The 23,496-nt window shown below is 66.6% G+C and carries 21 protein-coding genes; 14 read left to right on the top strand and 7 right to left on the bottom strand.

Translation table 11 applies throughout. The features are described from left to right. Positions 1–95 precede the first annotated feature (95 nt). The 10 genes from aroQ to purD all read left to right on the top strand — a co-directional run bounded on the left by aroQ (position 96) and on the right by purD (position 9,635). Entirely contained in the window at positions 96–563 is a 468-nt protein-coding gene (gene aroQ / locus IP93_RS09505; protein WP_144814947.1) for a type II 3-dehydroquinate dehydratase, read from the top strand. Positions 564–661: 98 nt separating this feature from the next. Next, positions 662–1,135 (top strand): acetyl-CoA carboxylase biotin carboxyl carrier protein, encoded by a 474-nt coding sequence (gene accB / locus IP93_RS09500; RefSeq protein WP_144814945.1) that lies wholly within the window; start codon positions 662–664, stop codon positions 1,133–1,135. A 3-nt stretch (positions 1,136–1,138) separates the two neighbouring features. Then, entirely contained in the window at positions 1,139–2,506 is a 1,368-nt protein-coding gene (gene accC / locus IP93_RS09495) for an acetyl-CoA carboxylase biotin carboxylase subunit (protein ID WP_144814942.1), read from the top strand. 185 nt (positions 2,507–2,691) lie between these two features. Then, positions 2,692–3,681 carry a hypothetical protein gene (locus IP93_RS09490; RefSeq protein WP_144814939.1) on the top strand — a complete coding sequence of 330 codons (990 nt, stop codon included), beginning with the start codon at positions 2,692–2,694 and terminating at the stop codon, positions 3,679–3,681. After that, a complete protein-coding gene (locus IP93_RS15645) occupies positions 3,669–3,902 on the top strand; it encodes a hypothetical protein (protein ID WP_158636319.1) in 234 nt (77 codons plus the stop codon). Before IP93_RS09490 ends, IP93_RS15645 begins: the two co-directional genes overlap by 13 nt. Before the next feature lie 77 nt (positions 3,903–3,979). Next, positions 3,980–4,942: a 50S ribosomal protein L11 methyltransferase gene (gene prmA, locus IP93_RS09485; protein ID WP_144814936.1), complete on the top strand. Its 963-nt coding sequence runs from the start codon at positions 3,980–3,982 to the stop codon at positions 4,940–4,942. A gap of 412 nt (positions 4,943–5,354) precedes the next feature. Beyond that, the gene (locus IP93_RS15640) at positions 5,355–5,867 is read left to right on the top strand and encodes a DUF3426 domain-containing protein (protein WP_158636318.1); all 513 of its coding nucleotides are present in this window, start codon (positions 5,355–5,357) and stop codon (positions 5,865–5,867) included. Positions 5,868–5,977: 110 nt separating this feature from the next. Continuing rightward, on the top strand, positions 5,978–6,250 hold the full coding sequence (gene fis / locus IP93_RS09475) for a DNA-binding transcriptional regulator Fis (protein ID WP_199747172.1): 273 nt from the start codon (positions 5,978–5,980) through the stop codon (positions 6,248–6,250). A gap of 111 nt (positions 6,251–6,361) precedes the next feature. After that, positions 6,362–7,933, top strand: a complete 1,572-nt coding sequence (gene purH / locus IP93_RS09470) for a bifunctional phosphoribosylaminoimidazolecarboxamide formyltransferase/IMP cyclohydrolase (protein ID WP_144814932.1) — start codon at positions 6,362–6,364, stop codon at positions 7,931–7,933. Positions 7,934–8,345: 412 nt separating this feature from the next. Further along, positions 8,346–9,635: a phosphoribosylamine--glycine ligase gene (purD, locus tag IP93_RS09465; protein ID WP_144814929.1), complete on the top strand. Its 1,290-nt coding sequence runs from the start codon at positions 8,346–8,348 to the stop codon at positions 9,633–9,635. A gap of 63 nt (positions 9,636–9,698) precedes the next feature. Here purD and IP93_RS09460 read toward each other — a convergent pair whose 3' ends face one another. Beyond that, on the bottom strand, positions 9,699–10,115 hold the full coding sequence (locus IP93_RS09460; protein ID WP_144814926.1) for a VOC family protein: 417 nt from the start codon (positions 10,113–10,115) through the stop codon (positions 9,699–9,701). A gap of 206 nt (positions 10,116–10,321) precedes the next feature. Here IP93_RS09460 and IP93_RS09455 point away from each other — a divergent pair, with 206 nt between their 5' ends. After that, complete coding sequence (locus IP93_RS09455) at positions 10,322–12,088, top strand: acyl-CoA dehydrogenase family protein (protein ID WP_144814924.1); 1,767 nt, start codon at positions 10,322–10,324, stop codon at positions 12,086–12,088. Positions 12,089–12,106: 18 nt separating this feature from the next. Here IP93_RS09455 and IP93_RS09450 read toward each other — a convergent pair whose 3' ends face one another. From IP93_RS09450 to IP93_RS09430, 5 genes are all read right to left on the bottom strand, one after another. Next, positions 12,107–12,460, bottom strand: a complete 354-nt coding sequence (locus IP93_RS09450; protein WP_144814922.1) for a DUF3147 family protein — start codon at positions 12,458–12,460, stop codon at positions 12,107–12,109. Between the two features lie 38 nt (positions 12,461–12,498). Then, the gene (locus IP93_RS09445; protein ID WP_144814919.1) at positions 12,499–13,968 is read right to left on the bottom strand and encodes a class I SAM-dependent DNA methyltransferase; all 1,470 of its coding nucleotides are present in this window, start codon (positions 13,966–13,968) and stop codon (positions 12,499–12,501) included. A 167-nt stretch (positions 13,969–14,135) separates the two neighbouring features. After that, a complete protein-coding gene (locus tag IP93_RS09440) occupies positions 14,136–15,011 on the bottom strand; it encodes a DUF3800 domain-containing protein (RefSeq protein WP_144814916.1) in 876 nt (291 codons plus the stop codon). After that, a complete protein-coding gene (locus IP93_RS09435) occupies positions 15,008–16,618 on the bottom strand; it encodes a restriction endonuclease subunit S (protein WP_144814914.1) in 1,611 nt (536 codons plus the stop codon). The genes IP93_RS09440 and IP93_RS09435 overlap by 4 nt, the downstream gene beginning before the upstream one ends. Beyond that, entirely contained in the window at positions 16,618–19,428 is a 2,811-nt protein-coding gene (locus IP93_RS09430) for a type I restriction endonuclease subunit R (RefSeq protein ID WP_144814911.1), read from the bottom strand. Before IP93_RS09430 ends, IP93_RS09435 begins: the two co-directional genes overlap by 1 nt. 311 nt (positions 19,429–19,739) lie before the next feature. On the opposite strand from IP93_RS09430, the gene IP93_RS09425 reads away from it, so the two are divergent. The 3 genes from IP93_RS09425 to IP93_RS09415 all read left to right on the top strand — a co-directional run bounded on the left by IP93_RS09425 (position 19,740) and on the right by IP93_RS09415 (position 22,504). After that, positions 19,740–19,961 (top strand): AbrB/MazE/SpoVT family DNA-binding domain-containing protein, encoded by a 222-nt coding sequence (locus IP93_RS09425; RefSeq protein WP_144814908.1) that lies wholly within the window; start codon positions 19,740–19,742, stop codon positions 19,959–19,961. A gap of 10 nt (positions 19,962–19,971) precedes the next feature. After that, positions 19,972–20,400, top strand: coding sequence for a type II toxin-antitoxin system death-on-curing family toxin (locus IP93_RS09420; protein WP_144814906.1), 429 nt, complete (start codon positions 19,972–19,974; stop codon positions 20,398–20,400). Between the two features lie 133 nt (positions 20,401–20,533). Beyond that, complete coding sequence (locus IP93_RS09415) at positions 20,534–22,504, top strand: MFS transporter (protein WP_144814903.1); 1,971 nt, start codon at positions 20,534–20,536, stop codon at positions 22,502–22,504. On the opposite strand, the gene IP93_RS09410 is transcribed toward IP93_RS09415, so the two are convergent. Continuing rightward, on the bottom strand, positions 22,501–23,412 hold the full coding sequence (locus IP93_RS09410; protein ID WP_144814900.1) for a hypothetical protein: 912 nt from the start codon (positions 23,410–23,412) through the stop codon (positions 22,501–22,503). The genes IP93_RS09415 and IP93_RS09410 overlap by 4 nt on opposite strands. Positions 23,413–23,496 lie beyond the last annotated feature (84 nt).

The following is a 23,496-nucleotide window of genomic DNA, read 5'->3' as shown; positions in this document are numbered from 1 at the left end:
AATCGCGACATCTTCTGCGAAATAGCGGCGAACTTCTGGACAGCTGACCCGCCTTCACGCACACTGCGCCCTTCCCGATGCCCGTATGGACGGCCATGGCGAAGCTGCTGGTACTCAACGGCCCCAACCTCAACCTGCTCGGCGACCGCGAACCGGGCATCTACGGCCGCACCACGCTGGCCCAGATCGACGGTGCGCTGCGCGCCGGCACCGAGCGTGCCGGGCACCAGTACGACAGCCTGCAGTCCAATGCCGAGCACGTGCTGGTCGACCGGGTACAGACCGCGCGCCACGACGGCACCGCGCTGATACTGATCAACCCGGCCGCCTTCACTCACACCAGCGTCGCCCTGCGCGACGCGCTGGCCGCGGTGGACATTCCCTTCATCGAGGTCCACCTGTCCAACCCGCACGCCCGCGAGCCGTTCCGCCGCCACAGCTACTTCAGCGACCTGGCGCTGGGCGTGATCGCCGGCTTCGGCGAGAACAGCTACCGCTTCGCGCTCGATGCGGCGCTGGCCTGGCTGGACAGCCATTCGGTCTCCAAGACCAAGCCTTCCTGAGCCGGTCGCGGACGCCCCCACGGCGCCGCGCCGGGATTTCCCTTTCGCATCCACGCCCCGGCCATCGGGGCCAGACCATAGAGACCAAGAGGCCCGCCATGGACCTGCGCAAAATCAAGAAGCTGATCGACCTGCTGGAAGAGTCCAACCTCGCCGAAATCGAGATCAAGGAAGGCGAGGAGTCCGTGCGCCTGGCCCGCACGCCCAAGGGCAGCGCGGCGGTGGCCGCGCCGATGATCCAGCATGCCCCGGTCGCGGCGGCACCGGCCATGCCGATGCATTCGCCGGTGGAGGCCGCCACCGGTGGCCACCCCAAGCCCGGCAGCGACCTGCCCGACGGCCACGTGATGCGCGCCCCCATGGTCGGCACCTTCTACGCCAGTCCGTCGCCGGACAAGCCGCCGTTCGTCACCGTCGGCCAGACGGTCAAGGCCGGTGACACCCTGGCGATCATCGAAGCGATGAAGATGTTCAACCCGATCGAGGCCGACGTGTCGGGCACCGTGCTGAAGGTGATGGCCGAGAACGGCCAGCCGATCGAGTTCGACCAGCCGCTGTTCGTGATCGGGTGATCCATGCTGGATAAAGTCGTCATCGCCAACCGCGGCGAGATCGCGCTGCGCATCCTGCGCGCGTGCCACGCCCTGGGCATCCGCACCGTCGCGGTGCATTCCACCGTGGACCGCAACCTCAAGCACGTCGCCATGGCCGACGAGTCGGTGTGCATCGGTCCGGCCGCATCGTCCGAGAGCTACCTCAACATGGCCTCGCTGATCGCCGCGGCGGAAGTCACCGACGCGCAGGCCATCCACCCCGGCTACGGCTTTCTTTCCGAGAACGCCGACTTCGCCGAGCGCGTGGAGGAATCGGGTTTCATCTTCATCGGGCCCAAGGCCGACACCATCCGCCTGATGGGCGACAAGGTCGAGGCGATCAAGGCCATGAAGGCCGCCGGCGTGCCGTGCGTGCCGGGCAGCGGCGGCCCGCTGGGCGATGACGCGGCGACCAACATCGCGATCGCGCGCGATATTGGCTACCCGGTGATCGTCAAGGCCGCCGGCGGCGGTGGCGGCCGCGGCATGCGCGTGGTGCACACCGAGGCCCACCTGAGCAATGCCATCGCCACCACCAAGTCGGAAGCCAAGGCCGCGTTCGGCAACGACATGGTGTACATGGAGAAGTTCCTGGAGAACCCGCGCCACGTGGAGATCCAGGTGCTGGCCGACGGCCAGGGCAACGCCATCCACCTGGGCGAACGCGACTGCTCGATGCAGCGTCGCCACCAGAAGGTGGTGGAGGAAGCACCCGCGCCGGGCATCACCCCGGAACTGCGCGCGGAGATCGGCAAGGTGTGCGTGGAGGCCTGCATCCGCATCGGCTACCGCGGCGCCGGCACGTTCGAGTTCCTGTTCGAGGACGGCCGCTTCTACTTCATCGAGATGAACACCCGCATCCAGGTCGAGCATCCGGTCACCGAGCTGGTCACCGGCATCGACCTGGTGCGCGAGCAGCTCAACATCGCCGCGGGGCACACGCTGTCGTTGAAGCAGGAAGACATCGTGCTCGAAGGCCATGCCATCGAGTGCCGCATCAATGCCGAGGACCCGGACACGTTCATGCCGTGCCCCGGCCTGATCCAGCACTTCCACGCGCCGGGCGGTCCGGGCGTGCGCGTGGACAGCCATATCTACGAAGGCTACCGCGTGCCGCCCAACTACGACTCGATGATCGGCAAGCTGATCGTGCACGGCCCCGACCGCGAGACCGCGATCGCGCGCATGCGCGTGGCGCTGAGCGAGATGGTGGTGGACGGCATCAAGACCAACATCCCGCTGCAGCAGCGCATCCTGGCCGACGTCGGCTTCCAGCAGGGTGGGCAGAACATCCACTATCTGGAGAAGCGGCTGAAGGAGCAGAAGGAGAAGACGATCTCGATCGTCTGACCGATACCCGGCCGAGCAATACGCCGACGCCCGCGATCCACCTCGCGGGCGTCGGCGTTTCCGGGACCCCGCGGCGCGTCCACGGCGCACGGCGCTGGCCTGCACGATCTTCGGATTCCGTTTTTCCGGCAGAGCCGAGCCGGCCCCCTTGGCCGACCCCGTCCAACCGAGCACCGAGGCCCCGCATGCGCCGTTCGATACCCTTCAAGCCCGCCCTGCTGGCGACCACATGCCTGCTGGCCCTGCCGGCCGCCAGCCAGACGGGGAAAGGACCCAGGCCCCAGGTCTGGATGGACGTCGCGACCCACAGCATGGCGGGCATGCCCGAGATGGACGGACTGGCCGGCGCGGCCATGGGCATGCTGGGTGGCCAGGGCATGGGCAACCACTACGGTGCCGCGCGGCACGGCGCGATGCCCGGTCGCCATGTCGACATCAGCCTGTGGAATGGCGCCGCACCGGGCAAGGAAGCAGAACAGCGGATCCCGGCCGGACTGCGCCTCGGGGAACGGCTACCGCTGCTGCCGCCCAAGGCGACGCCGCCGAGCGCCTCCACCCAACCGGAGGGCAAACCCCAGGACCACCAGCAACGCATCCTGGTGTACTGGGGATGTGGTGCCGAGGTGCGCGCGGGACAGCCACGGGTGATCACCATCAGCAGCAAGAACGGCCAGGTCCAGGTCAGCGGCTCGCTGCAAGGCCGCTACGCGCCCGACCGCAGCCCGGATATCGGCCCGACCTATGCGTTGTGGCCCAATGATCGCGACCACCGGTCGATTCCACAGGGGGCATCGCTGGTGGGCCAGCACCAGATCGTCGGCCCGCAGGTGCCCGAATCATTGCGCTTCGACCTGCAGCAGGCGCAGGACTTCATGCCGGCCATCGCGTTGAGCAGCACCGGCTCCTTCGCGGCCGGCTTCAACCTGGGCTGGCAGCCGGTGGCCCGCGCGCGCGGCTACTTCCTGCATGCGATGGGCACAAGGGCGACGCGATGGTGCTGTGGAGCAGCGCCGAGACCGCCGACGCCGGCATGGGCATGTTCGACTACCTGCCCGAGGCGACCGTGGACAAATGGATCCGCGAGAAGGTGCTGCTGGCTACCGACCGCACGTCGTGCGCGCTGCCCAAGGGCATATTCGGTGAAGGCCGCGATGCCGGTGCCATGCTGCGGATGATCGCCTACGGCCCGGAAACCACGCTGGCGTACCCGCCGCGGCCGGCCGGCAAGACGCCGTGGACGCCGGAATGGAGCGTGCGCGCGCGCACCAAGTCCACTGCGTACGCACCTTTGGGCATGGACATCGCCACCAACGACGAGCGCGAGCGGACCGAGCAGCCACAAGACAAGAAGAAGCAGATGAAACGCCTGCTGCGCGGCCTCATCGGCGGAGGCTGAGACAGGCACGCCGCGTGGCGCATGCCGGGATGGCCGGCGCGGCCGGTAGAATGCCGCATCCCTCCCGGTCCGCGCCCATGCCCTTCCTCGAGCTCTCCCTGCCCTGTACCGAAACCCAGCAGCCGCGCTACGAGCGCGCGCTGGAGGACGTGGGCGCGCTGGCGGTCACCCTGGCCGACGCGCACGCGGATGCGCCGGACGAGCAGGCCATCTTCGAGCCCGGCGTGGGCGAGCAGCCGCTGTGGAACGAACTGGTGCTGACCGCACTGTTCGAGGGCGGCACGTCGGAGACGTTGTTGTTGTACGCGCTGTCGGCCGCCGACGAAGGCCTGGACTGGTCGCGCGCCCGCTTCCGCGAAGTCGAGGACCAGGACTGGGAACGCGCATGGATGGACCAGTACGAGCCACTGCGCTTTGGCGAGCGCACCTGGATCGTGCCTTGGGATGCCGACCTGCCTGCCGATGCGCAGGCGCAGCTGGATGCCGCCACCGGCGATGCGGTCCCCGCGCCCGCCATCGTCCGCCTGGACCCGGGACTGGCGTTCGGCTCGGGCACGCACCCGACCACCGCGCTGTGCCTGCAGTGGCTGGACGGATTGGCCAACGATGGCGCACTGCGCGATGCGCGCGTACTCGACTTCGGCTGCGGCAGCGGCATCCTCGCGCTGGCCGCGCTGAAGCTGGGTGCCGCACGGGCGGTGGGCGTGGACAACGACCCGCAGGCTTTGACCGCCACGCACGACAATGCCGAACGCAATGGCGTCGCCGCGCGCATGGCCGTGTACCTGCCGCAGGACGAACCGCCGGCCACCTATCCGGTGGTGGTGGCCAACATCCTGGCGGTCGCGCTCATCGCGCTGGTCGATACGCTGGCCGCGCGCGTCGCGCCCGGCGGCCGAATCGCGCTGTCGGGCATCCTCGCCGGGCAGGAGGACGAGGTGATCGCCGCCTATGCGCCGCACTTCAATGCGTTGCAGGTCGAGCGACTGGAGGACTGGATCCGCATCAGCGGCACGCGTCGCACCACGGACAGCGCCTGATTCTGCGACGGGTTACCGGTTTCGGGCGGGTCCGGGTCGAGGTGACTCCCGGCCACCACCATGCGTTGCGTAAACTCGGGCCATGTTCCTCCGCTGTCCCCACTGCGGTTTCCTCGTCGCCCTCGTCACCGCGCGTGAGGGGAGGGACGGACAATGTCCGCAGTGTCAGGGTGCGCTGCGTGGAGCGGCGCCACCGGCCGACGCGCCTCCCGCAGTGGCGGAACTGGGCCGAGCAGCCGAACCGGACAGCGCCGGCATCGCGTCGGCAAGCCACGACGGTGAGATGGGCGACGGTGCCCGAGCCGATCCGGCACCGGACCACGCCGAACATGCGGCTGCCCTGGAGGCCCCCACGGCCACGAGCGCTCCCGCGGCGGCCGGTGGCCGCGCCAGGTCGCATCCTCCGCGGCTGGTGACTGCTCCCCGGTTCGCCCGGCAAACGTTGTCCATGGTGGACAGCGGCCCGCGCTGGCCGGGCATGGCGATCATCGCGCTGCTGCTGGCCACACTGGTGTTGCAGACCTTGCTGGCCCAGCGTGACGAACTCGCCGCACAACCGCGCTGGCGCCCCACCCTGGAGCGCGTCTGTGGTGTGCTCGGCTGCTCACTGCCGGCGTGGCGCGACCCGGCCGCCTTCACCATGGTCACCCGCAGCGTTCGTCCCAGCCCGGCCCGCCCGGGCGTGCTGGAGATCACCGCCACGTTCCGTAACGATGCACCCCGCGACCAGGCCTGGCCGGTGCTGCTGTTGAGCCTGTCGGACATCCACGGGCAGATCGTGGGCGCCCGCGCCTTCCGGCCCGATGAATACCGCGACCAGCACACGACCGGCGACACACTGGCGCCGGGACAGACCGCCACCGTGCTGCTCGACGTGGTGGAGCCGGCTCCGGACACCGTCGCCTTCAGCTTCGATTTCCGCTGACGGTCGCATGTCGCGGCGATGCCTGCGACGTGGCCGCGCTAGAATCCGCCTTCCCGTTCCTTCCGCGAAAGCCGGCACGGCGGGACGAGACTGTTGCACAGGGGATCCGCTTGAACGCTGCCGCCGATCGCTCCGACGCCCGCATGGGCTCGCGCGTGCCACTGCGCGACCATGTCGCCACGTCCATCCGCCGTTACCTCGGTGACCTGGACGGCTGCGAGGACAGCGCCGATCTGTACAACATCGCGCTGCGCGAGCTGGAGATCCCGCTCTTCATCGAAGTGCTGCGCCATTGCGAGGGCAACCAGAGCCGCGCCGCGACCCTGCTGGGCATCCACCGCGCCACGCTGCGCAAGAAGTTGCGGGATTACGGCTTGGCGTGATGCCCTGCCAGCGCGGCCGAGCCTGGCAACAGGCTGCCTCGAACATGCAGGCCGGGAGCCTGCCGAGCCTGTCCGTATAATGGCGGGCTCCCCACGCCACTCACGCTCGCCATGACCACCGACCGTCTGCCCGTTCGCCGGGCGCTGCTGTCCGTTTCCGACAAGACCGGCCTGATCGACCTTGCCAAGGCGCTGTCCGCGCGCGGCGTCGAACTGCTCTCCACCGGCGGCACCGCCAAGGCGATCCGCGACGCAGGCCTGCCGGTCAAGGACGTCAGCGATGTCACCGGTTTCCCGGAAATGATGGACGGCCGGGTCAAGACCCTGCACCCGATCGTGCACGGCGGCCTGCTCGGCCGCGCCGGCATCGATGATGCGGTGATGGCGCAGCACGGCATCGAGAAGATCGACCTGCTGGTGCTCAACCTGTATCCGTTCGCGCAGGTGTCGGCGAACCCGGACAGCAGCTTCGACGACATCATCGAGAACATCGACATCGGCGGCCCGGCGATGCTGCGCTCGGCGGCGAAGAACTTCGCGCGCGTGGCGGTGGCCACTGATCCGGCGCAGTACGCCGGCATCGTGGATGAGCTTGCCGTCAATGACGGTACTTTGTCGGCCAAGACGCGCTTCGCGCTGTCGGTGGCCGCGTTCAACAACGTCGCGTTCTACGACGCGTGCATCAGCAACTACCTGTCCTCGCTCGACGCCGACGGCAAGCAGCAGCTGTTCCCGGCGCAGAACAACAGCAATTTCGTCAAGGTCATGGACCTGCGCTACGGCGAGAACCCGCACCAGCAGGGCGCGTTCTACCGCGACCTGTGGCCGGTGCCGGGCACGCTGGCGACCTTCACCCAGCTGCAGGGCAAGGAGCTGAGCTACAACAACCTCGCCGATGCCGATGCGGCGTGGGAATGCGTGCGTCAGTTCGACCAGCCGGCGTGCGTGATCGTCAAGCATGCCAACCCGTGCGGCGTGGCCGAAGGCGCCAGCTGCGCGGACACCTACGAAGCCGCGTACGCCACCGACCCGACCAGCGCGTTCGGCGGCATCATCGCCTTCAACCGCACGCTGGACGCGGCCACGGCCAAGACCATCCTCGACCGCCAGTTCGTCGAGGTGCTGATCGCCCCGGACTACGAGCAGGGTGCGCTGGACTACTGCACCAAGAAGGCCAACGTGCGCGTGCTGCGCATTCCGCACGGCGACGGTCGGAACAACATGGACGTCAAGCGCGTCGGCTCGGGCCTGCTGATGCAGACCGCCGACATCCGCGAAGTGACGCGCGACGAGCTGAAGGTGGTGACCAAGGTGGCGCCGACCGAGGAGCAGCTGGGCGACCTGCTGTTCGCCTGGCGCGTGGCCAAGTTCGTCAAGTCCAACGCGATTGTGTATGCGAAGAACAAGCAGACCGTCGGCGTGGGCGCGGGCCAGATGAGCCGCGTGTACTCGGCGCGTATCGCCGGCATCAAGGCCACCGACGCGGGGCTGGTGGTGCCGGGTTCGGTGATGGCAAGCGATGCGTTCTTCCCGTTCCGCGATGGCATCGATGCGGCGGCGGAAGCGGGCATCAAGGCCGTGATCCAACCGGGCGGTTCGATGCGCGACGCCGAGGTGATCGCGGCGGCGGATGAGCATGGCATCGCGATGGTGTTCACCGGGGTGCGGCACTTCCGTCACTGATTTTTTGCGGCAATGGCTCCGGATGGGGTCGGTGGACTGAGGGGGTGTTGCTACTCCCCTCCGTCCGCGCTTCCTGCGCGGAGTCGGGGCCGCGGACCATCCATGGTCCGCTCTCCGCAACACCCCCTCAGTCCACCGCCCTCCGGCCAGTCATTGCGGCGGGCTTGGCAAGCAAAAGGCGCGTGCTTGGCACGCGCCTTTTGCTTTTCTCCACCCCGGCACATTGGGTCAGGAGGCTGGCGATAGGGGTTTTGCGGAAAAGCCGGCCATGGATGGCCGGCGGCGCGACTCGCGGCAGGATGCCGCGACAGAGCGCTGTAGCAACACCCCTATCGCCAGCCTCCGTGCGACCAACGCCCCCCACCACCCGCTCACGTAGAATCAGCACCCTGCGCCCTCTTCCGAGACCCACATGAAACTGCTCGTCATCGGCTCCGGCGGCCGCGAACATGCCCTGGCGTGGAAGCTGGCCCAGTCCCCGCGCGTCACCGAAGTGCTGGTCGCACCCGGCAACGCCGGCACCGCGCGCGAGCCCAAGTGCCGCAACGTGGACGTCGGCGCCACCGACATCGACGGCCTGCTGGCGCTGGTCGCACGCGAAGGCGTGACGGTCACCGTGGTCGGCCCCGAGGGTCCGTTGGTGGCGGGCGTGGTCGACCGCTTCCGCGCCGCTGGCCACCGCATCTTCGGACCCAGCGCAGCTGCCGCGCAGCTGGAAGGCAGCAAGGCGTTCGCCAAGGACTTCCTAGCCCGCCACGGTATTCCCACCGCGCACTACGCGGTGCACACGCACGTGGACGAAGCGCTGGAGTACGTGCGCGAGAAGGGCGCGCCCATCGTGATCAAGGCCGACGGCCTGGCCGCCGGCAAGGGCGTGATCGTGGCGATGACGCTGGAGGAGGCCGAGGCCGCCATCACCGACATGCTGGCTGACTACGCGTTTGGCGCGGCCGGCGCGCGCGTGGTGATCGAGGAGTTCCTCGACGGCGAGGAGGCCAGTTTCATCTCCATGGTGGACGGCACCACCGCGCTGCCGATGGCCACCAGCCAGGACCACAAGCGCGTGGGCGACGGCGACACCGGCCCCAACACCGGTGGCATGGGTGCGTACTCGCCGGCGCCGGTGGTGACGCCGGAGGTGCACGAACGCGTGATGCGCGAGGTGGTCAACCCCACCGTGCAAGGCATGATCAAGGACGGCGTGCCGTTCACCGGTTTCCTCTACGCCGGCCTGATGATCGACAAGACCGGCGCGCCCAAGGTGATCGAGTTCAACGTGCGCTTCGGTGACCCGGAGACCCAGCCGGTGATGATGCGCCTGCAATCCGACCTGCTTGACCTGGTCGAAACGGCCATCGATGGCCACCTGGATGGGGTGCAGGCACAGTGGGACCCGCGCCCCGCACTGGGCGTGGTGATGGCGGCCGAGCACTACCCCGGCACGCCGCGCCTGGGCGACACCATCAGCACCTGGGACGTGCCGGAGGTGGAGGACACCAAGGTGTTCCACGCCGGTACCAGGCTGGAAGGCGAGGACGTGGTCACCGCAGGCGGCCGCGTGCTGTGCGTGGTCGGCCTGGGCGACACCGTGGCCGCGGCGCAGCACAAAGCGTACGAAACGGTGTCGGGCATTTCCTGGCACGGCGAGTTCCACCGCCACGACATCGGTTGGCGGGCGATCGCGCGCGAACAGCAGGGCTGACACCGGATTGAATCAGGCAACCGGCGACAACGGGCCCAGGCTCGGTGCGCCCTGGCAGATCCCTCAGTGGGCATCCGCCGTAGGCATGGCCGACACGTCCATCCAGAACGCCTCCCAGACGTGGCCGTCGGGATCGGCGAGGTTGCGGTTGTACATGAAGCCCAGATCCTGCTTGGGATTGATGTCCGCAGTGCCGCCATGGGCGGACGCCGCCTTGTTCATCGCATCGACCGCGTCCCGGCTGTCCAGCGAAATCGCGAGCAGCACCTCGCTGGAGGTCTTCGGTGGAATCGGCCGGCTGGTGAACGTGCGCCACTTGTCATGCGTGAGCAGCATGACGCTGATCGCCTCACTCCAGACCATGCAGGCGGCGGTCTCGTCGGTGAACTGCGGATTGTTGGTGAAGCCCAACGCTTCATAGAACGCCATCGACGCGGCAAGGTCGGTGACGGGGAGGTTGACGAAGATCATGCGGGTCATGGCGGACTCCTGTTCGCGGGGGATGCCGGTTCGGCAAGCGTCCGGCGCACCGCTCGCCAGGGCCATGCCGCCGGACGCAGCCATGTACCTGTTCCCCGACAGGTAGCGTACGCCCCCCCTTGGCGCAACGCAGCAATCCAACGGCGCGCTGGCCCCGGACCACGTTCCAGAGGGACAATGCATTCAACGTCCAGCGGAGCACCAACATGTCGACCGTAGCTGCCGAATCGCCCACCACCGCTCCACATCGCGACGAAAGCGCCGCCAAGCAGCTGTTCTTCGGCAACATCCTGGACGAACAATTGTTCCCGTACCCGCAGATCCGCGCGCGCGATCGCGAGATGCTCGGCGCGATGACCGATGCGATCGACCAGTTCCTCGACGACAAGGCCGGCGACCTCAAGCGGTACGACCGCGATGCGGAGCAGCCCGCCGAGTTCATCCAGGCTTTGCGCGACATTGGCCTGTTCGGGCTGATCATTCCCGAGGAGCACGGTGGGCTCGAGCTGTCCAACGGCGCCTACGCGCGCGTGCTCGCGCAGACCAGCAGCCACGACAGTTCGGTGTCGCTGACCATCGGCGCGCACAGTTCCATCGGCATGAAGGGCCTGCTGCTGTTCGGTACCGACGAGCAGAAGCAGCGCTACCTGCCGCGCCTGGCCAGCGGCGGACTGATCGCCGCGTTCTGCCTGACCGAATCGGGCGCCGGCTCCGATGCCGCCTCGATCCGCACCAAGGCCACGCGCAACGACGACGGCAGCTGGACGCTGAGCGGCGAGAAGATCTGGATCACCAACGGCGGTATTGCCGGCTTCTACACCGTGTTCGCGCGCACCGACACGCCCGAAGGCAAGATGACGGCGTTCCTGGTCGAGGCCGGCTGGCCGGGCGTCAGCCACGGCCCGCACGAGGACAAGATGGGCATCCGCGCGTCCAGCACCACCACCGTCGCCTTCGCTGATGTGCGGGTGCCGGCGGAGAACGTGCTCGGCCCGGTCGGCAAGGGCTTCAAGGTGGCGATGAGCATCCTCAACAGCGGCCGCACCGGCCTGGGCGGCGGCGCGGTGGGCGGCATGCGCACGCTGCTGCGGCTGGCCACCGCGCAGGCCAAGGACCGCCAGCAGTTCGGCAAGCCCATCGCCGAGTTCGGGCTGGTGCGCGAGAAGCTGGCGCGCATGGCGGTGGACTGCTTCGCCGCGGAAAGCACGGTGTGGATGGTCGCGCACCTGATCGACAGCGGCTGCACCGATTACTCGGTGGAGGCGGCGATCAGCAAGGTGTTCGCCAGCGAGGCGGTGCAGCGCGCGTCATACGAAGCGCTGCAGATCGCCGCCGGCAACGGCTTCATGCGCGAGTTCCCGTACGAGCAGATCACCCGCGACACCCGCATCCTGTCCATCTTCGAAGGCACCAACGAGATCCTGCGCCTGTACATCGCGCTGTCCGGACTCAAGGGCGTGGGCGCGGGGCTGGGCGAACTGAAGGCCGCGGTGGGCGACATCTTCAACGACCCGATCAAGGGCTTCGGCGTGCTGGGCGACTACACCGCGCGGCGCATGCGCGAAGCCACCGGCGTGGGCACCGACCGCATCGTGCATCCGCTGGCCGAACCGCTGCGCAAGCTGGCTCCGGTGTACGAGAAGTACACGGTGGAACTGTCGAAGGCGTCCGACCAGTTGCTGCGCAAGCACGGCAAGGCCATCGCCGACCAGCAGCATGCGCAGAAGCGCATCGGCGACATCACCATCGACCTGTTCGTGGGCCTGTGCGTGCTGTCGCGTGCGGACAGCCTGCTCAAGCAGGAGCACCCGGCCGCCGCGCAGGCGTTGGACATCGCCCGTGTGTTCACCCGGGAGGCCCGGCGTCGCATGGCACGCAACCTGCGCGGCCTGGAACGCAACGAGGACGAGCAGATCGAAGGCCTGGCGGCGGACGTGCTGGCGCGCGGCGGCTATGCGTGGGACGTGATCTGAGGGCGGCGGCCGGGATGCTCAGGGCAGCAGCTCGATGCCGAACGGCCGCACCGCCAGCGCGAACAGGCCAAAGCAGACCACCGTGATCACCACGCTGGCCGCCATGGTCGGCCAGAACCCGATGCGCCCCAGCAGGAATGGGAATGCGAGGAACATCGGCAGCGTGGGCACCACGTACCAGAACGTGTACCAGGCGTGGTTGGCGATCTTGGCCTGCGGCTGCTTTTCCACGTACAGCCAGATCAGGGCCAGCACGGTGACCAGTGGCAACGCGGCGACAAAACCGCCGAGCTTGTCGCTTCGCTTGGCGGCCTCGGAGACCAGGACCACCACCGCGGCGGTGAGGAGGTATTTGGTGATCAGCCAGCTCATACGGTTTCCTTTGGCAATGCGTGCATCAACAAGATGAATCAGCCTTGTCGGCTGCTCGGCAACGCGGACGCGACCTCACGGAACGCGACCAGTGCCGCTTCAAGGTGGTCGATGATCTCCTGCGCCAGCACATCCGGCGGCGGCAGGTTGTCCAGATCATCCAGGCTGTCGTCCTTGAGCCAGAAGATGTCCAGGCTGGCCTTGTCGCGAGCGACGAGCGTTTCGTAGTCGAAGTAACGGAACCGCTCCGATTCCTTGCGCTTGTGGCGGTTGGCCGGGTTGTAGGCCTCCACGAACTCCCGCAGGTCCTCGCGGCGCAACGGCTTGGTTTTGAGCGTGAAGTGCTTGTTGGTGCGCAGGTCATAGATCCACACGCCTTTGGTGTGGACCTTGCCGTCCTTGGGCTTGGCGTCAAAGAACAGCACGTTCGCCTTCACGCCCTGCGCGTAGAAGATGCCGGTGGGCAATCGCAGCAGGGTGTGGACGTCGCAGGTTTCCAGCAGCTTGCGGCGGATCTTCTCACCGGCGCCGCCTTCGAACAGCACGTTGTCCGGCAGTACCACCGCGGCCTGGCCGGTGGTCTTGAGCATCGAGACAATGTGCTGGAGGAAGTTCAGCTGCTTGTTGGACGTGGTCTGCCAGAAGTCCTGGCGCTCATAGGTCAGCGCGTCGCGGTCTTCTTCGCCGTCGGCATTGGTGATGGTCATGCTGCTCTTCTTGCCGAAGGGCGGATTGGCCAGCACGTAGTCCACCTTCTGCCGGAGCTCGGAGATCAGCGCGTCCGCGCGGTCCACCGTCGGCTCGCCGTCCAGGTCGCCAACGTTGTGCAGAAAGAGGTTCATCAGGCACAGGCGGCGGGTGGCGGCGACGATCTCGTTGCCGAAGAAGGTCTGGCGGCGCAGGAACTCCTTTTGCTTCCTATTCAACTGCACGCCGTCGCGGGTGAGCCACTCGTACGCGCCGAGGAAGAAGCCGCCGGTGCCGCAGGCCGGGTCGGCGATGGTCTTGCCGGGCTCGGGCTGCACGCACTCGACCATCGCCTGGATCAGCACGCGCGGGGTGAAGTATTGGCCGGCGCCGCTCTTGGTGTCCTCGGCGTTCTTCTGCAGCAGGCCCTCGTACAGGTCGCCCTTGGTGTCAGCGTCCAGGCTGACCCAGTCCTCGGCGTCGATCATCTGCACCAGCCGCGCCAGCTTGGCCGGGTCCTGGATCTTGTTCTGCGCCTTGAAGAAGATCGCGCCGAGCATGTCGGGCTCCTCCCCCAGTTTGTGCAGCACCTTCAGGTAGTGGGCCTCCAGCGGCGCGCCGGTCTTGCCGCGCAGGCTGGTCCAGTCGCAGCTCCTGGGGATGTGGGTGTCGCGGTTGTAGGGCGGCTGCGAGTACTCGTGCGCCAGCTTGAGGAACAGCAGGTAGGTCAGCTGTTCCAGGTAGTCGCCGTAGCCCACGCCGTCGTCGCGCAGGGTGTGGCAGAAGTTCCAGATCTTCTGGACGAGGGCGGTGCTGTTCATATCCGGATCACGGCAAGGTTGAATAACGCATTGTTTTTAAATGTCTTTATTAAGGATTGGCGAGTGACAATCGCATCACCCGTCGCATTGCTTGAGACCGGACAACCTGCCTATAATTCGGCCAAGTGGACTGGGAGAACCCGGTCGGCGTCCAGCCTCGGTGAGCCTCACCGGGGCTTTTCGCTTTCTGGGGCCGGGTAAACCTTCAGCCCCCAGTTCTCGAACCCCGCCCCCACGTTGTCGCGGCCGCCGCTGCAGAAGAACTTGCGCTTGAGCGCATCGAACGCCCGGTTTTCCTGCGTGGGACGCAACCGGTTGAGACCGACAGGCCTTGCCACCAGATCCGCAAGCTGAAGGCCGGACGAATTGACGCGCTTGTCCGCAAAAATGATGTCGAAGGGCAGCGAAATGCCCTTGCGGTTTGCACCATCGCAGATCCGCCGGAACTCCAGCTCAAGCTCCGCATCCTCCTTCTTGCCGCGACATTCCACGACGACGTGGGTGAGCTTTTCGTCCTGCTTCTTTTCCTGCATCAGGTCGTGCAGCGTTTCAAGGCAGAAGCCCAATGCCAAGTGATAAGGGTTGGAAGGTGCGCTTGAACCGCGCTGACGCAACTGTTCCTTGTCGATCACGCAGGCGATCAGGATGAAGTTGCTTGCCTCGATGATGTCGGTAAGTTGGCCGAGGAAGTCCTCTTTGTGCCGCCGGCTCTGGAACCGGAACGCACCCGTTTCCTTGCGGATGTCGGTTTCATGCAAGACGACCAGGTCATGGCCGAAATGGTTGAACTTGAACTTCTCCAGCGCCGGGACGACCTTCTCGGCGTAATGGCGCTTGTAGAAGACGCAGAACGCCAGCACGAACAACGGGTAATTCGGGTCCAGCTTTTCCATGCCATGGTCGCCGCTCTCATCGACGTACACGATGAAATTGCTGAACCTGCCTGCGGGCGTGACAGCATCCTCGCCAGCCGCCCGCTCTGGCGGTGGATTGATCTGGTCGAAGAGGGAGAACTGCGGACTTTCGTTGGTTGGAGAACTCATTCGGCCTCCTTGGCCTTTCTGCTGCGCCTGCCTTGGCGGGGCGTCCGGTCAGCGGCGCTGGGCTTTGAACCTGCTCCGCGCCGAGAGCGGGAGTTGGGGGCCGCCTCGCGCTCAGCGCGAATGCGGGCCAGCAGCGCGCTGGCGGGTTCGTCGTTGGAGTCCTGCGGGACCAGTTGGCCGGCGAAGGCGGTCGTTAGAAGGTTCTTGCGCTGGGCAGAAGACTGAGCGAGCGACATATCAACCGCTTGTTGTTGCCCATTCACTCCATCAATTGCAGCGCGCACCATTGAAGTTATCGCCGCTTGCTCTGCCAAACCTGGAAGCGGAATTGGCATGCGTTTCAAGTCATTCCCCGAAATTCCCGTCTGACCAGCCGTAGTCTTTACGCGCGATACAATGTGCGCTCGGGAGACTCCGGTTGAGGCGACTATCTCAATCCAATCAGCCAAATGTGCGCCTAGAACTGGCCGGATTCGAATGAGCTTGTCCGGATGCACTATGTCGCGAGACACGCCGCGAACCACGCCAACGACTCCCAGAAGATCAACACTTCCGTTGTATCTCGTCGCAAGAAGATCACCGTTCGCTAAAAGATACGGCGCGGCGTCTTCACGGGGGAGATGCAGGTAGCGAACCTCGTCTAGATTGACCGTCATTGGCCTGACGGCATTAATCCGCAGAATCGGATAACCAATCGGCTCCTGCGTTGGCTTTTGTGATAGCCCATTTCGGACATGAATGGAAAGCTGATCGATGGTGGACCACACCCATCCATCAGGCAGCGGCGGTAGGTCGGCGGTGTTCGGCGCAACGGGCTCGGGATATTTGGTCTGCCAGTCCTTGGGCGGCGTCTTGCCTTGCTCAGCAAATCTGGCGAGTTGCATCTGCGCCCAGCGGGCGCGGCGTTCGGTGAGGATGCGCTGCAGCAGTTCGGCGCCGGTTTCCTGCGACTGGTCGCGGGCCGTGCGCCAGTCGGCTGTCAGCGCGCCTTCCACCGCCGCCTTCAGCAGTGACTGGCGGTACTGCACCAGCTTGCGCTGCGCGGACTTCAGCTCTGTCACGCCGGCGTCGAGGTCGGACAGCAGCTCTTCCAGCTTCTCGACGATGCGGGTTTGCTCCGCGCGTGGCGGAAGCGGCAACTCGATTTCTCCAATCGTCTTCGACGACAGATGCTTTACCGTAATCGATGGTGTATTGGCGTTGATGGCTGCCAGGTATCCCGGCAGGACATAACCCAGAAGCGCCTTGTCATAGAGCTCAGAAGTCGGCGTGAGCTTGCAGACGCGCTGATTTAGCAGGGCAATCTGCGCTCCCCAGTAGCCGGTATTGAAGTCGCCATCCATGCCGACCAGCAAATCCCCTTGGCCAAGCAGATAGGCGTCTTCGTACTCGCCCGTGTAGTACGTCGATGTCCTGCCCGCCATTACGTCGCGGATGCGAGCCAGCGGAAGTCCGCCAGTAGAGTTGAACATTGCTGAGTCAAAAGGAGCACCGTTCAGAATGCTCGCGACTTCGGACAGAGGAACCCGCTCCCAAGACTCGTGTTTGGTCAACAAACCAGTCCTGTCTTCGGCGATCAGGTCCGCGATCTTTGCGGTAAACGCCATTAAGCCACCAACTCCTCATTCATCTCCGCCAGCAACTCATCCAGCTGTCCGTCAAAAACATGCCAAGCCCTCTGCAGCCCGCCCTTGCCCGCCAGCTGCGCGTAGTCGAAATCGTCGCGCTCGATGCGGCAGCTGCTGGCGATGTGGTCCTTGACCAGCCGCAGCCACTCCATCTGCTCCGGGGTGAACGCCGTGGCGCGCCGCGCATTGTGGCGGAACACCCAGTCCTGAAAGCGCTTGTCCACGCTGTCGGCAAACGGTCGCAGCTCCTCGTCCATTCCCAGCGCGAAGCGCACCAGCGACACCAGATCGGTCAGCTGCCGGCGCACGCCACTGCCGCGCACCTGGCTCTCCTGCACGCGCGCATAGGCGGTCCACAGTTTCTCGGTGGTCAGCATCAGCGGCGGGCGCGACAGCGCGTCGTGCAGTTCGTCGATCATGTCCAGGGTCAGTTCGCGCCGACGGTACGGCTGGGCGTAGAAGAAGCCCAGCGCGGCGATCTCGTCGCGGTGCGTCTCCAGGAATTCGCGGAAGCGGCCAACCGCGGCCTCGGCGTTGGCCTGTGCCTGCGCGGCAAACTCGCTGCGCGTGACCGAGTCGGTGTTGATGATGTCGATCAGCTGTTCGCGGTCGCGCCTTGACGACTCGACCAGGTCGCGCAGCGCCGGGTTGTCGAACGGCTGGCAGGCGGCGTCCACGCGCTGGCGCCCGGCGGCATCCAGTTCGGCATCGGTCACCGTGTCCTGACTACGGGTGATGCCGGCGGCCTTTGCAGCGTCCAGCGCGTCGGCCAGCACGCGGTCGGGGTCGAGCGCCTGCACCAGCCCGCGCGCGAGGTCCTGCAGGCCGATGCCGCCGCTGGCCTGCTTGATCCGGGCCAGCGCCTTGTCGTCCAGCTGCTTGGCCAGGCGGACCAGGCGGTTGCCCAGGCTCTGCACCGTGTCCGCGTCGCGCGCGCCCACCGCCACGCCCTTGAGCAGGTTGTCCAGGCTTAGGGTGGGGGTGCGCTCCAGCGGCCGGCTTTCGGTCTTGAGCGACTTCTCCACGCCTACGGCGTCGACCAGCACGAAGTGGGTCTTGGCACCGTCGGCGGAGTTGCTGACCTTTTTCAGCGCTTCAGCATCGAGGCTGCGCACGCCGCGGCCCTTCATCTGCTCGTAGTAGCCCTTGCTGCGCACGTCGCGCATGAACAGCAGCACTTCCAGCGGCTTCACGTCGGTGCCGGTGGCGATCATGTCCACGGTGACGGCGATGCGCGGGTGGTAGTCGTTGCGGAAGTTGGCGAGCACGCTGTCGGCGTCATCGCCGGCCACCGACTGGCCGGTCTCCGCATCCACGCCGGCGCGGTAGGTGACCTTCTTGCAGAACGCGTTGCCCTCGTCGTAGACCTCGCGCACCATGCGGATGATGTCGTCGGCGTGGCTGTCGGTCTTGGCAAAGATCAGGGTCTTCGGCGTTTCCTTGCGGTGCGGGAAGATGCTGGTTTCCACCGCGGTCTTCATCGCCTGGATGACCTGACGGATCTGGCTGGGGTTGACCACCGAGCGGTCCAGGTCGGTGGCGCCGTAGGCGGTGTCCTCCTCGGTCTGCGCCCAGCGCCTGGCGCGGGTCTTGCGGTCGCGGTGGTCGACCCACTCCTTGGCTACCAACGTGGCGCCCTTCCTAGTCACCTCGGTTTCGATCTCATACACGTCATAGCCGACGTTGACCCCGTCCACCACGGATTGCTCGTAGCTGTACTCGGCCACTACGTTCTCGTTGAAGAAGCCGTACGTGCGTTTGTCCGGTGTGGCGGTCAGGCCGATCAGGAAGGCGTCGAAGTAGTCCAGCACCTGCTTCCACAGGTTGTAGATGCTGCGGTGGCACTCGTCGATGACGATGAAGTCGAACTCCTCGATCGGCACCCGGGGGTTGTACTGCACCAGCTTTGCCTGCGCGTTGGACTGTCCTACCTCGTTAAGCGAGATGTCCTCGCTGGTTTCGGCCAGCTCGGTGCCGGACAGGATCGAGTACATGCGCTGGATGGTGCTGATGCAGACCTGCGCGTGCGGGTCGATGTTGCTGGAGGCCAGGCGCTGGACGTTGTACAGCTCGGTGAACTTGCGGCCGTCGTCCGGCGGCGTGTAGGCCATGAATTCCTGTTGCGCCTGCTTGCCGAGGTTGCGGGTGTCGACCAGGAACAGGATGCGCTTGGCGCCGCCGAACTTGAGCAGGCGGTAGACCGAGGTGATGGCGGTGAAGGTCTTGCCGGCGCCGGTGGCCATGTGGATCAGGGCGCGCGGCTTGTTCTTGGCCAGCGACTGCTCCAGGCCGGTGACGGCGTTGATCTGGCAGTCGCGCAGGTTGCGCTCGGGCAGCGGCGGCATCCGGGTGAGGCGGCGGCGCAGGGTGTCGGGCTCCGCAGCCCAATCGGCCAGTGTCTGCGGGCGAAAGAAGTGGAACAACTCGCGGGCGCGCGGTGCTGGGTCGGCGCCATCGGTGAAGTAGATGATCTGGCCGGTGCCTTCGTAGAGGAAGCGCAGCGGCGTGCCGCCTTTGCGCCACTTCAGGGTGGCGTTGGCGTAGCGCTCGGTCTGGGTCTCGTGGACGCTGAGGTTATGGCCGGCTTCGTCGCGTTTGGCTTCGATCACGCCGACGGGTTGGCGGTCGACGAAGAGCAGGTAGTCGGCGGGGCCGGTGTCGGTGGGATATTCGCGGACTGCGACGCCTTGCCCGGCACCGAGGTTGAGGTCCTTCTGGTCCTGAACGACCCAGCCAGCGGTTTCCAGCTTCTGGTCGATGAGCAGGCGTGCCTTGGCTTCCGGCGTCATGGTCCCCCCTCTTACCGCAATGACGGCAGCGGGCAGTGTAGCCGCTAGGTCGTCTGGGCCCGAAGCGGAAATAGCCTCAGCGACCGTCGGCACGGGGTGCATTTCGGGCGCTCGCTCGCGAACGCTTTACGCTCGCAAGCGCATACGCGGGCCCTGTCAGGGACCATGGGGCGCAGGCGCAACTACGTCCACCTCTTCGACTACGACCAGAGGCGCCGCGATCAGGCCGCGCACATCGGCGCCGGGCGACTTGCGTCCGCTCGATGACAGGTATAACGTTGGTTATAACGCGACTCCTCCCTGACGCCCCCATGAAGCTCAAGATCACCACCATCGGCAATTCCGCCGGCCTGATCCTGCCCAAGGAGCTGCTGGCCCGCCTGCGCGTGGACAAGGGCGATGAGCTGTACGTGCTGGAGACGCCCGACGGCATCAAGCTGACCGCGTTCGATCCGGAGTTGGCGGCGCAGATGGAGGTGGCCGAGCGCATCATGCGCGAGGACCGCGCCGTGCTGCACAAACTGGCCCAGTGAGGCGCGCGCCATGATCGTCTGGATCAGCAGGACGCTGGCGCTGGCCATTCACGACCGGCAGTTGGCCGAGCACGGCGGCGGCGGTGGAGTGCGTGACGAGGCGCTGCTGGACTCCGCGCTGGCGCGGCCGCAGCAACTGCAGGCCTACGGCGATCCGCCGCCCGACCTCGCGGCGCTGGCCGCCAGCCTCGCGTACGGCATTGCCCGCAACCACCCGTTCGTGGATGGCAACAAGCGCACCGCGCACGTCTGCTATCGCGCGTTCTTGGCACTCAATGGCGCGGAGCTGGTGGCGAGCGAGGAAGAAAAATACATCGCGATGCTCTCGCTGGCCGAAGGCAGCGTGGATGAGGTTGGATTCGCGGCATGGCTGCGTCGTCACCTGCATGGGCCCGGAAGCGCGGTACATGAGCCCCCCATCTCGTACGGCACACGTTGACCAATCCGTCCCGCTTCATCTCGCCGCACGGCACCATCGCGGGGCCAACGGCTGACGGAAGCCCGGTGCGTCGCGATAGCCGACAATCCAGCGCCCGACGTCTGCTAGGCTCCCGCCAAACCCCGGGGGATGCATGACGCAGGACGAGTCGAAGCCGCAATCGCACACCGCTCCGGATGGAGCCGTCACCCACAGCCAGTTCGGCCTGCTGCGCCAGCGGCGCTTCCTGCCGTTCTTCGTGGTGCAGTCGCTGGGTGCCTTCAACGACAATGTCTACCGCCAGGCCATCATCGGCCTGCTGTTCTGGCTGGGCGTGTCGCCCGAGCAGCGCACGCTGTACACCAACCTGGCCCCGGCGCTGTTCATCCTGCCGTATTTCCTGTTCTCCGCCACCGCCGGACAGATCGCCGAGAAGCTGGAGAAGTCGCGGCTGATCCGCATCACCACGGCGATGGAGATCGGGATAATGTCGCTGGCGGCGATCGGCTTCCTGACCCAGAACATGGCGCTGCTGCTGGTCGCGCTGTTCCTCACCGGCGTGCAGTCCACGCTGTTCGGGCCGGTGAAGTATTCGCTGCTGCCGTCGGTGCTCAAGCCCGAGGAGCTCACCGGTGGCAACGGCCTGGTGGAGATGGGCACGTCCATCTCCATCCTCACCGGCATGATCGCCGGTGGCCTGATCTTCAAGCTGGCCGGCGACCAGGGGCCCGTCGTTGCGGCCACCGCCATCGTCGCGCTGGCGATCACCGGCAACCTGGTCAGTCGCCTGATCCCGCGCGCTGAGGCCGGCGCGCCGGACCTGAAGATCAACCTCAACCCCATTCCCGAATCACGCGCGGTACTGCGCCTGGCGAAGAAGCAACCGGCGGTGCGCAACGCGGTGCTGGGCGTGTCATGGTTCTGGTTCGTCGGTACCATGCTCACCGCGCAGTTGCCCACCTATGCCGAGGTCAACCTGGGCGGTGCGGAAACGCTGTACCTGTTCGTGCTGGCGCTGTTCTCGGTGGGCACCGGACTGGGCTCGCTGCTGTGCGAGAAGCTGTCGGCGCGCACGGTGGAAATCGGCCTGGTGCCGTTGGGCGCGTTCGGCATGAGCGCGTTCCTGTTCGACCTGTACTTCGCCCGCACCGGCGCGCCGCCGGCTACTGGGCTGGACGTGGCGGGCTTCCTGCAGCAGTCCGGCAGTTGGCGGATCGTGCTGGACCTGACCGGCGTGGGCCTGTTCACCGGCTTCTTCGTGGTGCCGTTGTTCGCGCTGATCCAGAGCCGTACCCCGCGCGGTGAAATCGCGCGGGTGATCGCCGGGCTCAACATCCAGAACTCCGGCTTCGTGGTGCTGGCCGCGGTGTTGGGCGTGCTGCTGCAGATGTCAGCGCTGCAACTCGGCGGCGTGCGCATTCCGATGCCCGGCCTGACGATCCCGCAACTGTTCCTCGCGTTGGCCGTGGCCAACACGCTGGTGGCGCTGTGGATCTTCACCCTCGTGCCCGAGTTCCTGATGCGGTTCCTGAGCTGGGTGCTGGTGCGCTCGCTGTACCGCCTGCGCGTGCGTGGGGTCGAGGCCAACGTGCCCGACGAAGGACCGGCCCTGATCGTGTGCAACCACGTCAGCTACATGGACGCGCTGATTTTGGCCGCCAGCATCCCGCGACCGGTGCGCTTCGTCATGTATTACAAGATCTTCAACATCCCGGTGATGCGCTGGATCTTCCGCACTGCGAAGGCCATTCCCATCGCTGGCGCACGCGAGGATCCGGCGATCATGCAGCGCGCTTTCGATGAGGTCGACGCGGCCCTGGCCGACGGCCAGATCGTAGGCATCTTCCCCGAAGGTGCGCTGACCCGCGACGGCGAGATCGCCGCGTTCAAGTCGGGCGTGGAGCGCATCCTCGAACGCCGCCCGGTGCCGGTGGTGCCCATGGCGCTGCGCGGCATGTGGACCAGCATGTGGAGCCGCCGCGACAGCCGCCTGGGCCGCATGCGCGTGCCACGCCGCTTCCGTGCGCACGTGCAGGTGGTGGCCGATCCGCCGTTGGATCCCGCCGCTGCTTCGGCGGAGGTGCTTGAAGCCAAAGTGCGTCAGCTACGCGGTGATGCCGCTTAGCTCACCCACCCCGCAATGACAAACAGCGCCAGCACCGCCAACCACACCAGCAGGCAGCGCCACACCAGGCTCATCGCATCGCGCAGCTCCGGCAGGTCCGCCGCCACCGCCATGTAGCGCGCCGGCACCACGCCATTCTCGTCGGCGTAATCACTGGCTTCCTCGACCAGTTCGCTGCGCACGCTCGCGCGCGCCACCGCGCCCAGGAAGCGGTTGTCCAGCGACATCGATGCACCCCCGGACTCGCGCCACGCCGCCAGCACCGTGTCGAAGTTGCCGACCAGGGCCAGCGCCAGCGTCATCAACTGCGCCACCGGCCAGTCCAGCAGGGCCAGCACGCGGCGCGCTCCGTCCGCGGTCGCCGCAGGCACCTGCGCGGCCGCCTCGCCTTCCACCGCCAGGACCGCCAGGCGATAGAGCAGCGCGCCCACCGGCCCCAGCAGCAGGAACCAGAACAACACGCCAAACCAGCGCCGCAAGGCATTGCGGAACACCGCCTCGACCAGCGATCCGCCGTCCATCGACGGTTCCTGCCCGGCCGGCCACAGACGGGCCGCGGCTTCGCGCCGCGCCACCGGGTCCGTCGCGGCGGTGATCGCATCCACGTCCACGTCCAGGTCGCGCGGACCCCACGCGTACACCAGCACCGCCACCGCGAACAGCAGGCCGACCAGGCCCAGCAGCGGTGCATCCAGCGCCAACTGGAACAGCGCGACCACCAGCAACGGCGGCAGCAGTGCGATGGCGATGCCGTAACGCCCGCGCCACGCACTGCCTTCGCCAAAGCGGGTGGACAGCCAGCGCAGCCAGTCGCTGTACCAGTCGTACTGGCGCAGCGCGGCCACGAATGGCTGTGCCAGATGCCCCAGCAACAACGCGATGACCACGGCGATCAGGGTGACGGACATGGCGTCTCCTTCGGCCCGGCTGAGGCCCCGTCCGATTCTAGCCCGGTGGCATTGCCAGCGACGGCAACGCCGTCATGCCCCCCA

The sequence above is a fragment of the Aerolutibacter ruishenii genome (assembly GCF_007830115.1).
GTDB classification, from domain to species: Bacteria; Pseudomonadota; Gammaproteobacteria; order Xanthomonadales; family Xanthomonadaceae; genus Aerolutibacter; species Aerolutibacter ruishenii.
The sequence above is the reverse complement of the archived record's forward strand: the minus strand, read 5'-3'. Positions and strand labels throughout refer to the sequence as shown.

Bases quoted from the DNA above. Each gene is read 5' to 3' on its own strand.
- aroQ (WP_144814947.1), top strand. From the start codon at position 96: ATGGCGAAGCTGCTGGTACTCAACGGCCCCAACCTCAACCTGCTCGGC.
- accB (WP_144814945.1), top strand. From the start codon at position 662: ATGGACCTGCGCAAAATCAAGAAGCTGATCGACCTGCTGGAAGAGTCC.
- accC (WP_144814942.1), top strand. From the start codon at position 1,139: ATGCTGGATAAAGTCGTCATCGCCAACCGCGGCGAGATCGCGCTGCGC.
- IP93_RS09490 (WP_144814939.1), top strand. From the start codon at position 2,692: ATGCGCCGTTCGATACCCTTCAAGCCCGCCCTGCTGGCGACCACATGC.
- IP93_RS15645 (WP_158636319.1), top strand. From the start codon at position 3,669: ATGCTGCGGATGATCGCCTACGGCCCGGAAACCACGCTGGCGTACCCG.
- prmA (WP_144814936.1), top strand. From the start codon at position 3,980: ATGCCCTTCCTCGAGCTCTCCCTGCCCTGTACCGAAACCCAGCAGCCG.
- purH (WP_144814932.1), top strand. From the start codon at position 6,362: ATGACCACCGACCGTCTGCCCGTTCGCCGGGCGCTGCTGTCCGTTTCC.
- purD (WP_144814929.1), top strand. From the start codon at position 8,346: ATGAAACTGCTCGTCATCGGCTCCGGCGGCCGCGAACATGCCCTGGCG.
- IP93_RS09460 (WP_144814926.1), bottom strand. From the start codon at position 10,115: ATGACCCGCATGATCTTCGTCAACCTCCCCGTCACCGACCTTGCCGCG.
- IP93_RS09455 (WP_144814924.1), top strand. From the start codon at position 10,322: ATGTCGACCGTAGCTGCCGAATCGCCCACCACCGCTCCACATCGCGAC.
- IP93_RS09450 (WP_144814922.1), bottom strand. From the start codon at position 12,460: ATGAGCTGGCTGATCACCAAATACCTCCTCACCGCCGCGGTGGTGGTC.
- IP93_RS09445 (WP_144814919.1), bottom strand. From the start codon at position 13,968: ATGAACAGCACCGCCCTCGTCCAGAAGATCTGGAACTTCTGCCACACC.
- IP93_RS09440 (WP_144814916.1), bottom strand. From the start codon at position 15,011: ATGAGTTCTCCAACCAACGAAAGTCCGCAGTTCTCCCTCTTCGACCAG.
- IP93_RS09435 (WP_144814914.1), bottom strand. From the start codon at position 16,618: ATGGCGTTTACCGCAAAGATCGCGGACCTGATCGCCGAAGACAGGACT.
- IP93_RS09430 (WP_144814911.1), bottom strand. From the start codon at position 19,428: ATGACGCCGGAAGCCAAGGCACGCCTGCTCATCGACCAGAAGCTGGAA.
- IP93_RS09425 (WP_144814908.1), top strand. From the start codon at position 19,740: ATGAAGCTCAAGATCACCACCATCGGCAATTCCGCCGGCCTGATCCTG.
- IP93_RS09420 (WP_144814906.1), top strand. From the start codon at position 19,972: ATGATCGTCTGGATCAGCAGGACGCTGGCGCTGGCCATTCACGACCGG.
- IP93_RS09415 (WP_144814903.1), top strand. From the start codon at position 20,534: ATGACGCAGGACGAGTCGAAGCCGCAATCGCACACCGCTCCGGATGGA.
- IP93_RS09410 (WP_144814900.1), bottom strand. From the start codon at position 23,412: ATGTCCGTCACCCTGATCGCCGTGGTCATCGCGTTGTTGCTGGGGCAT.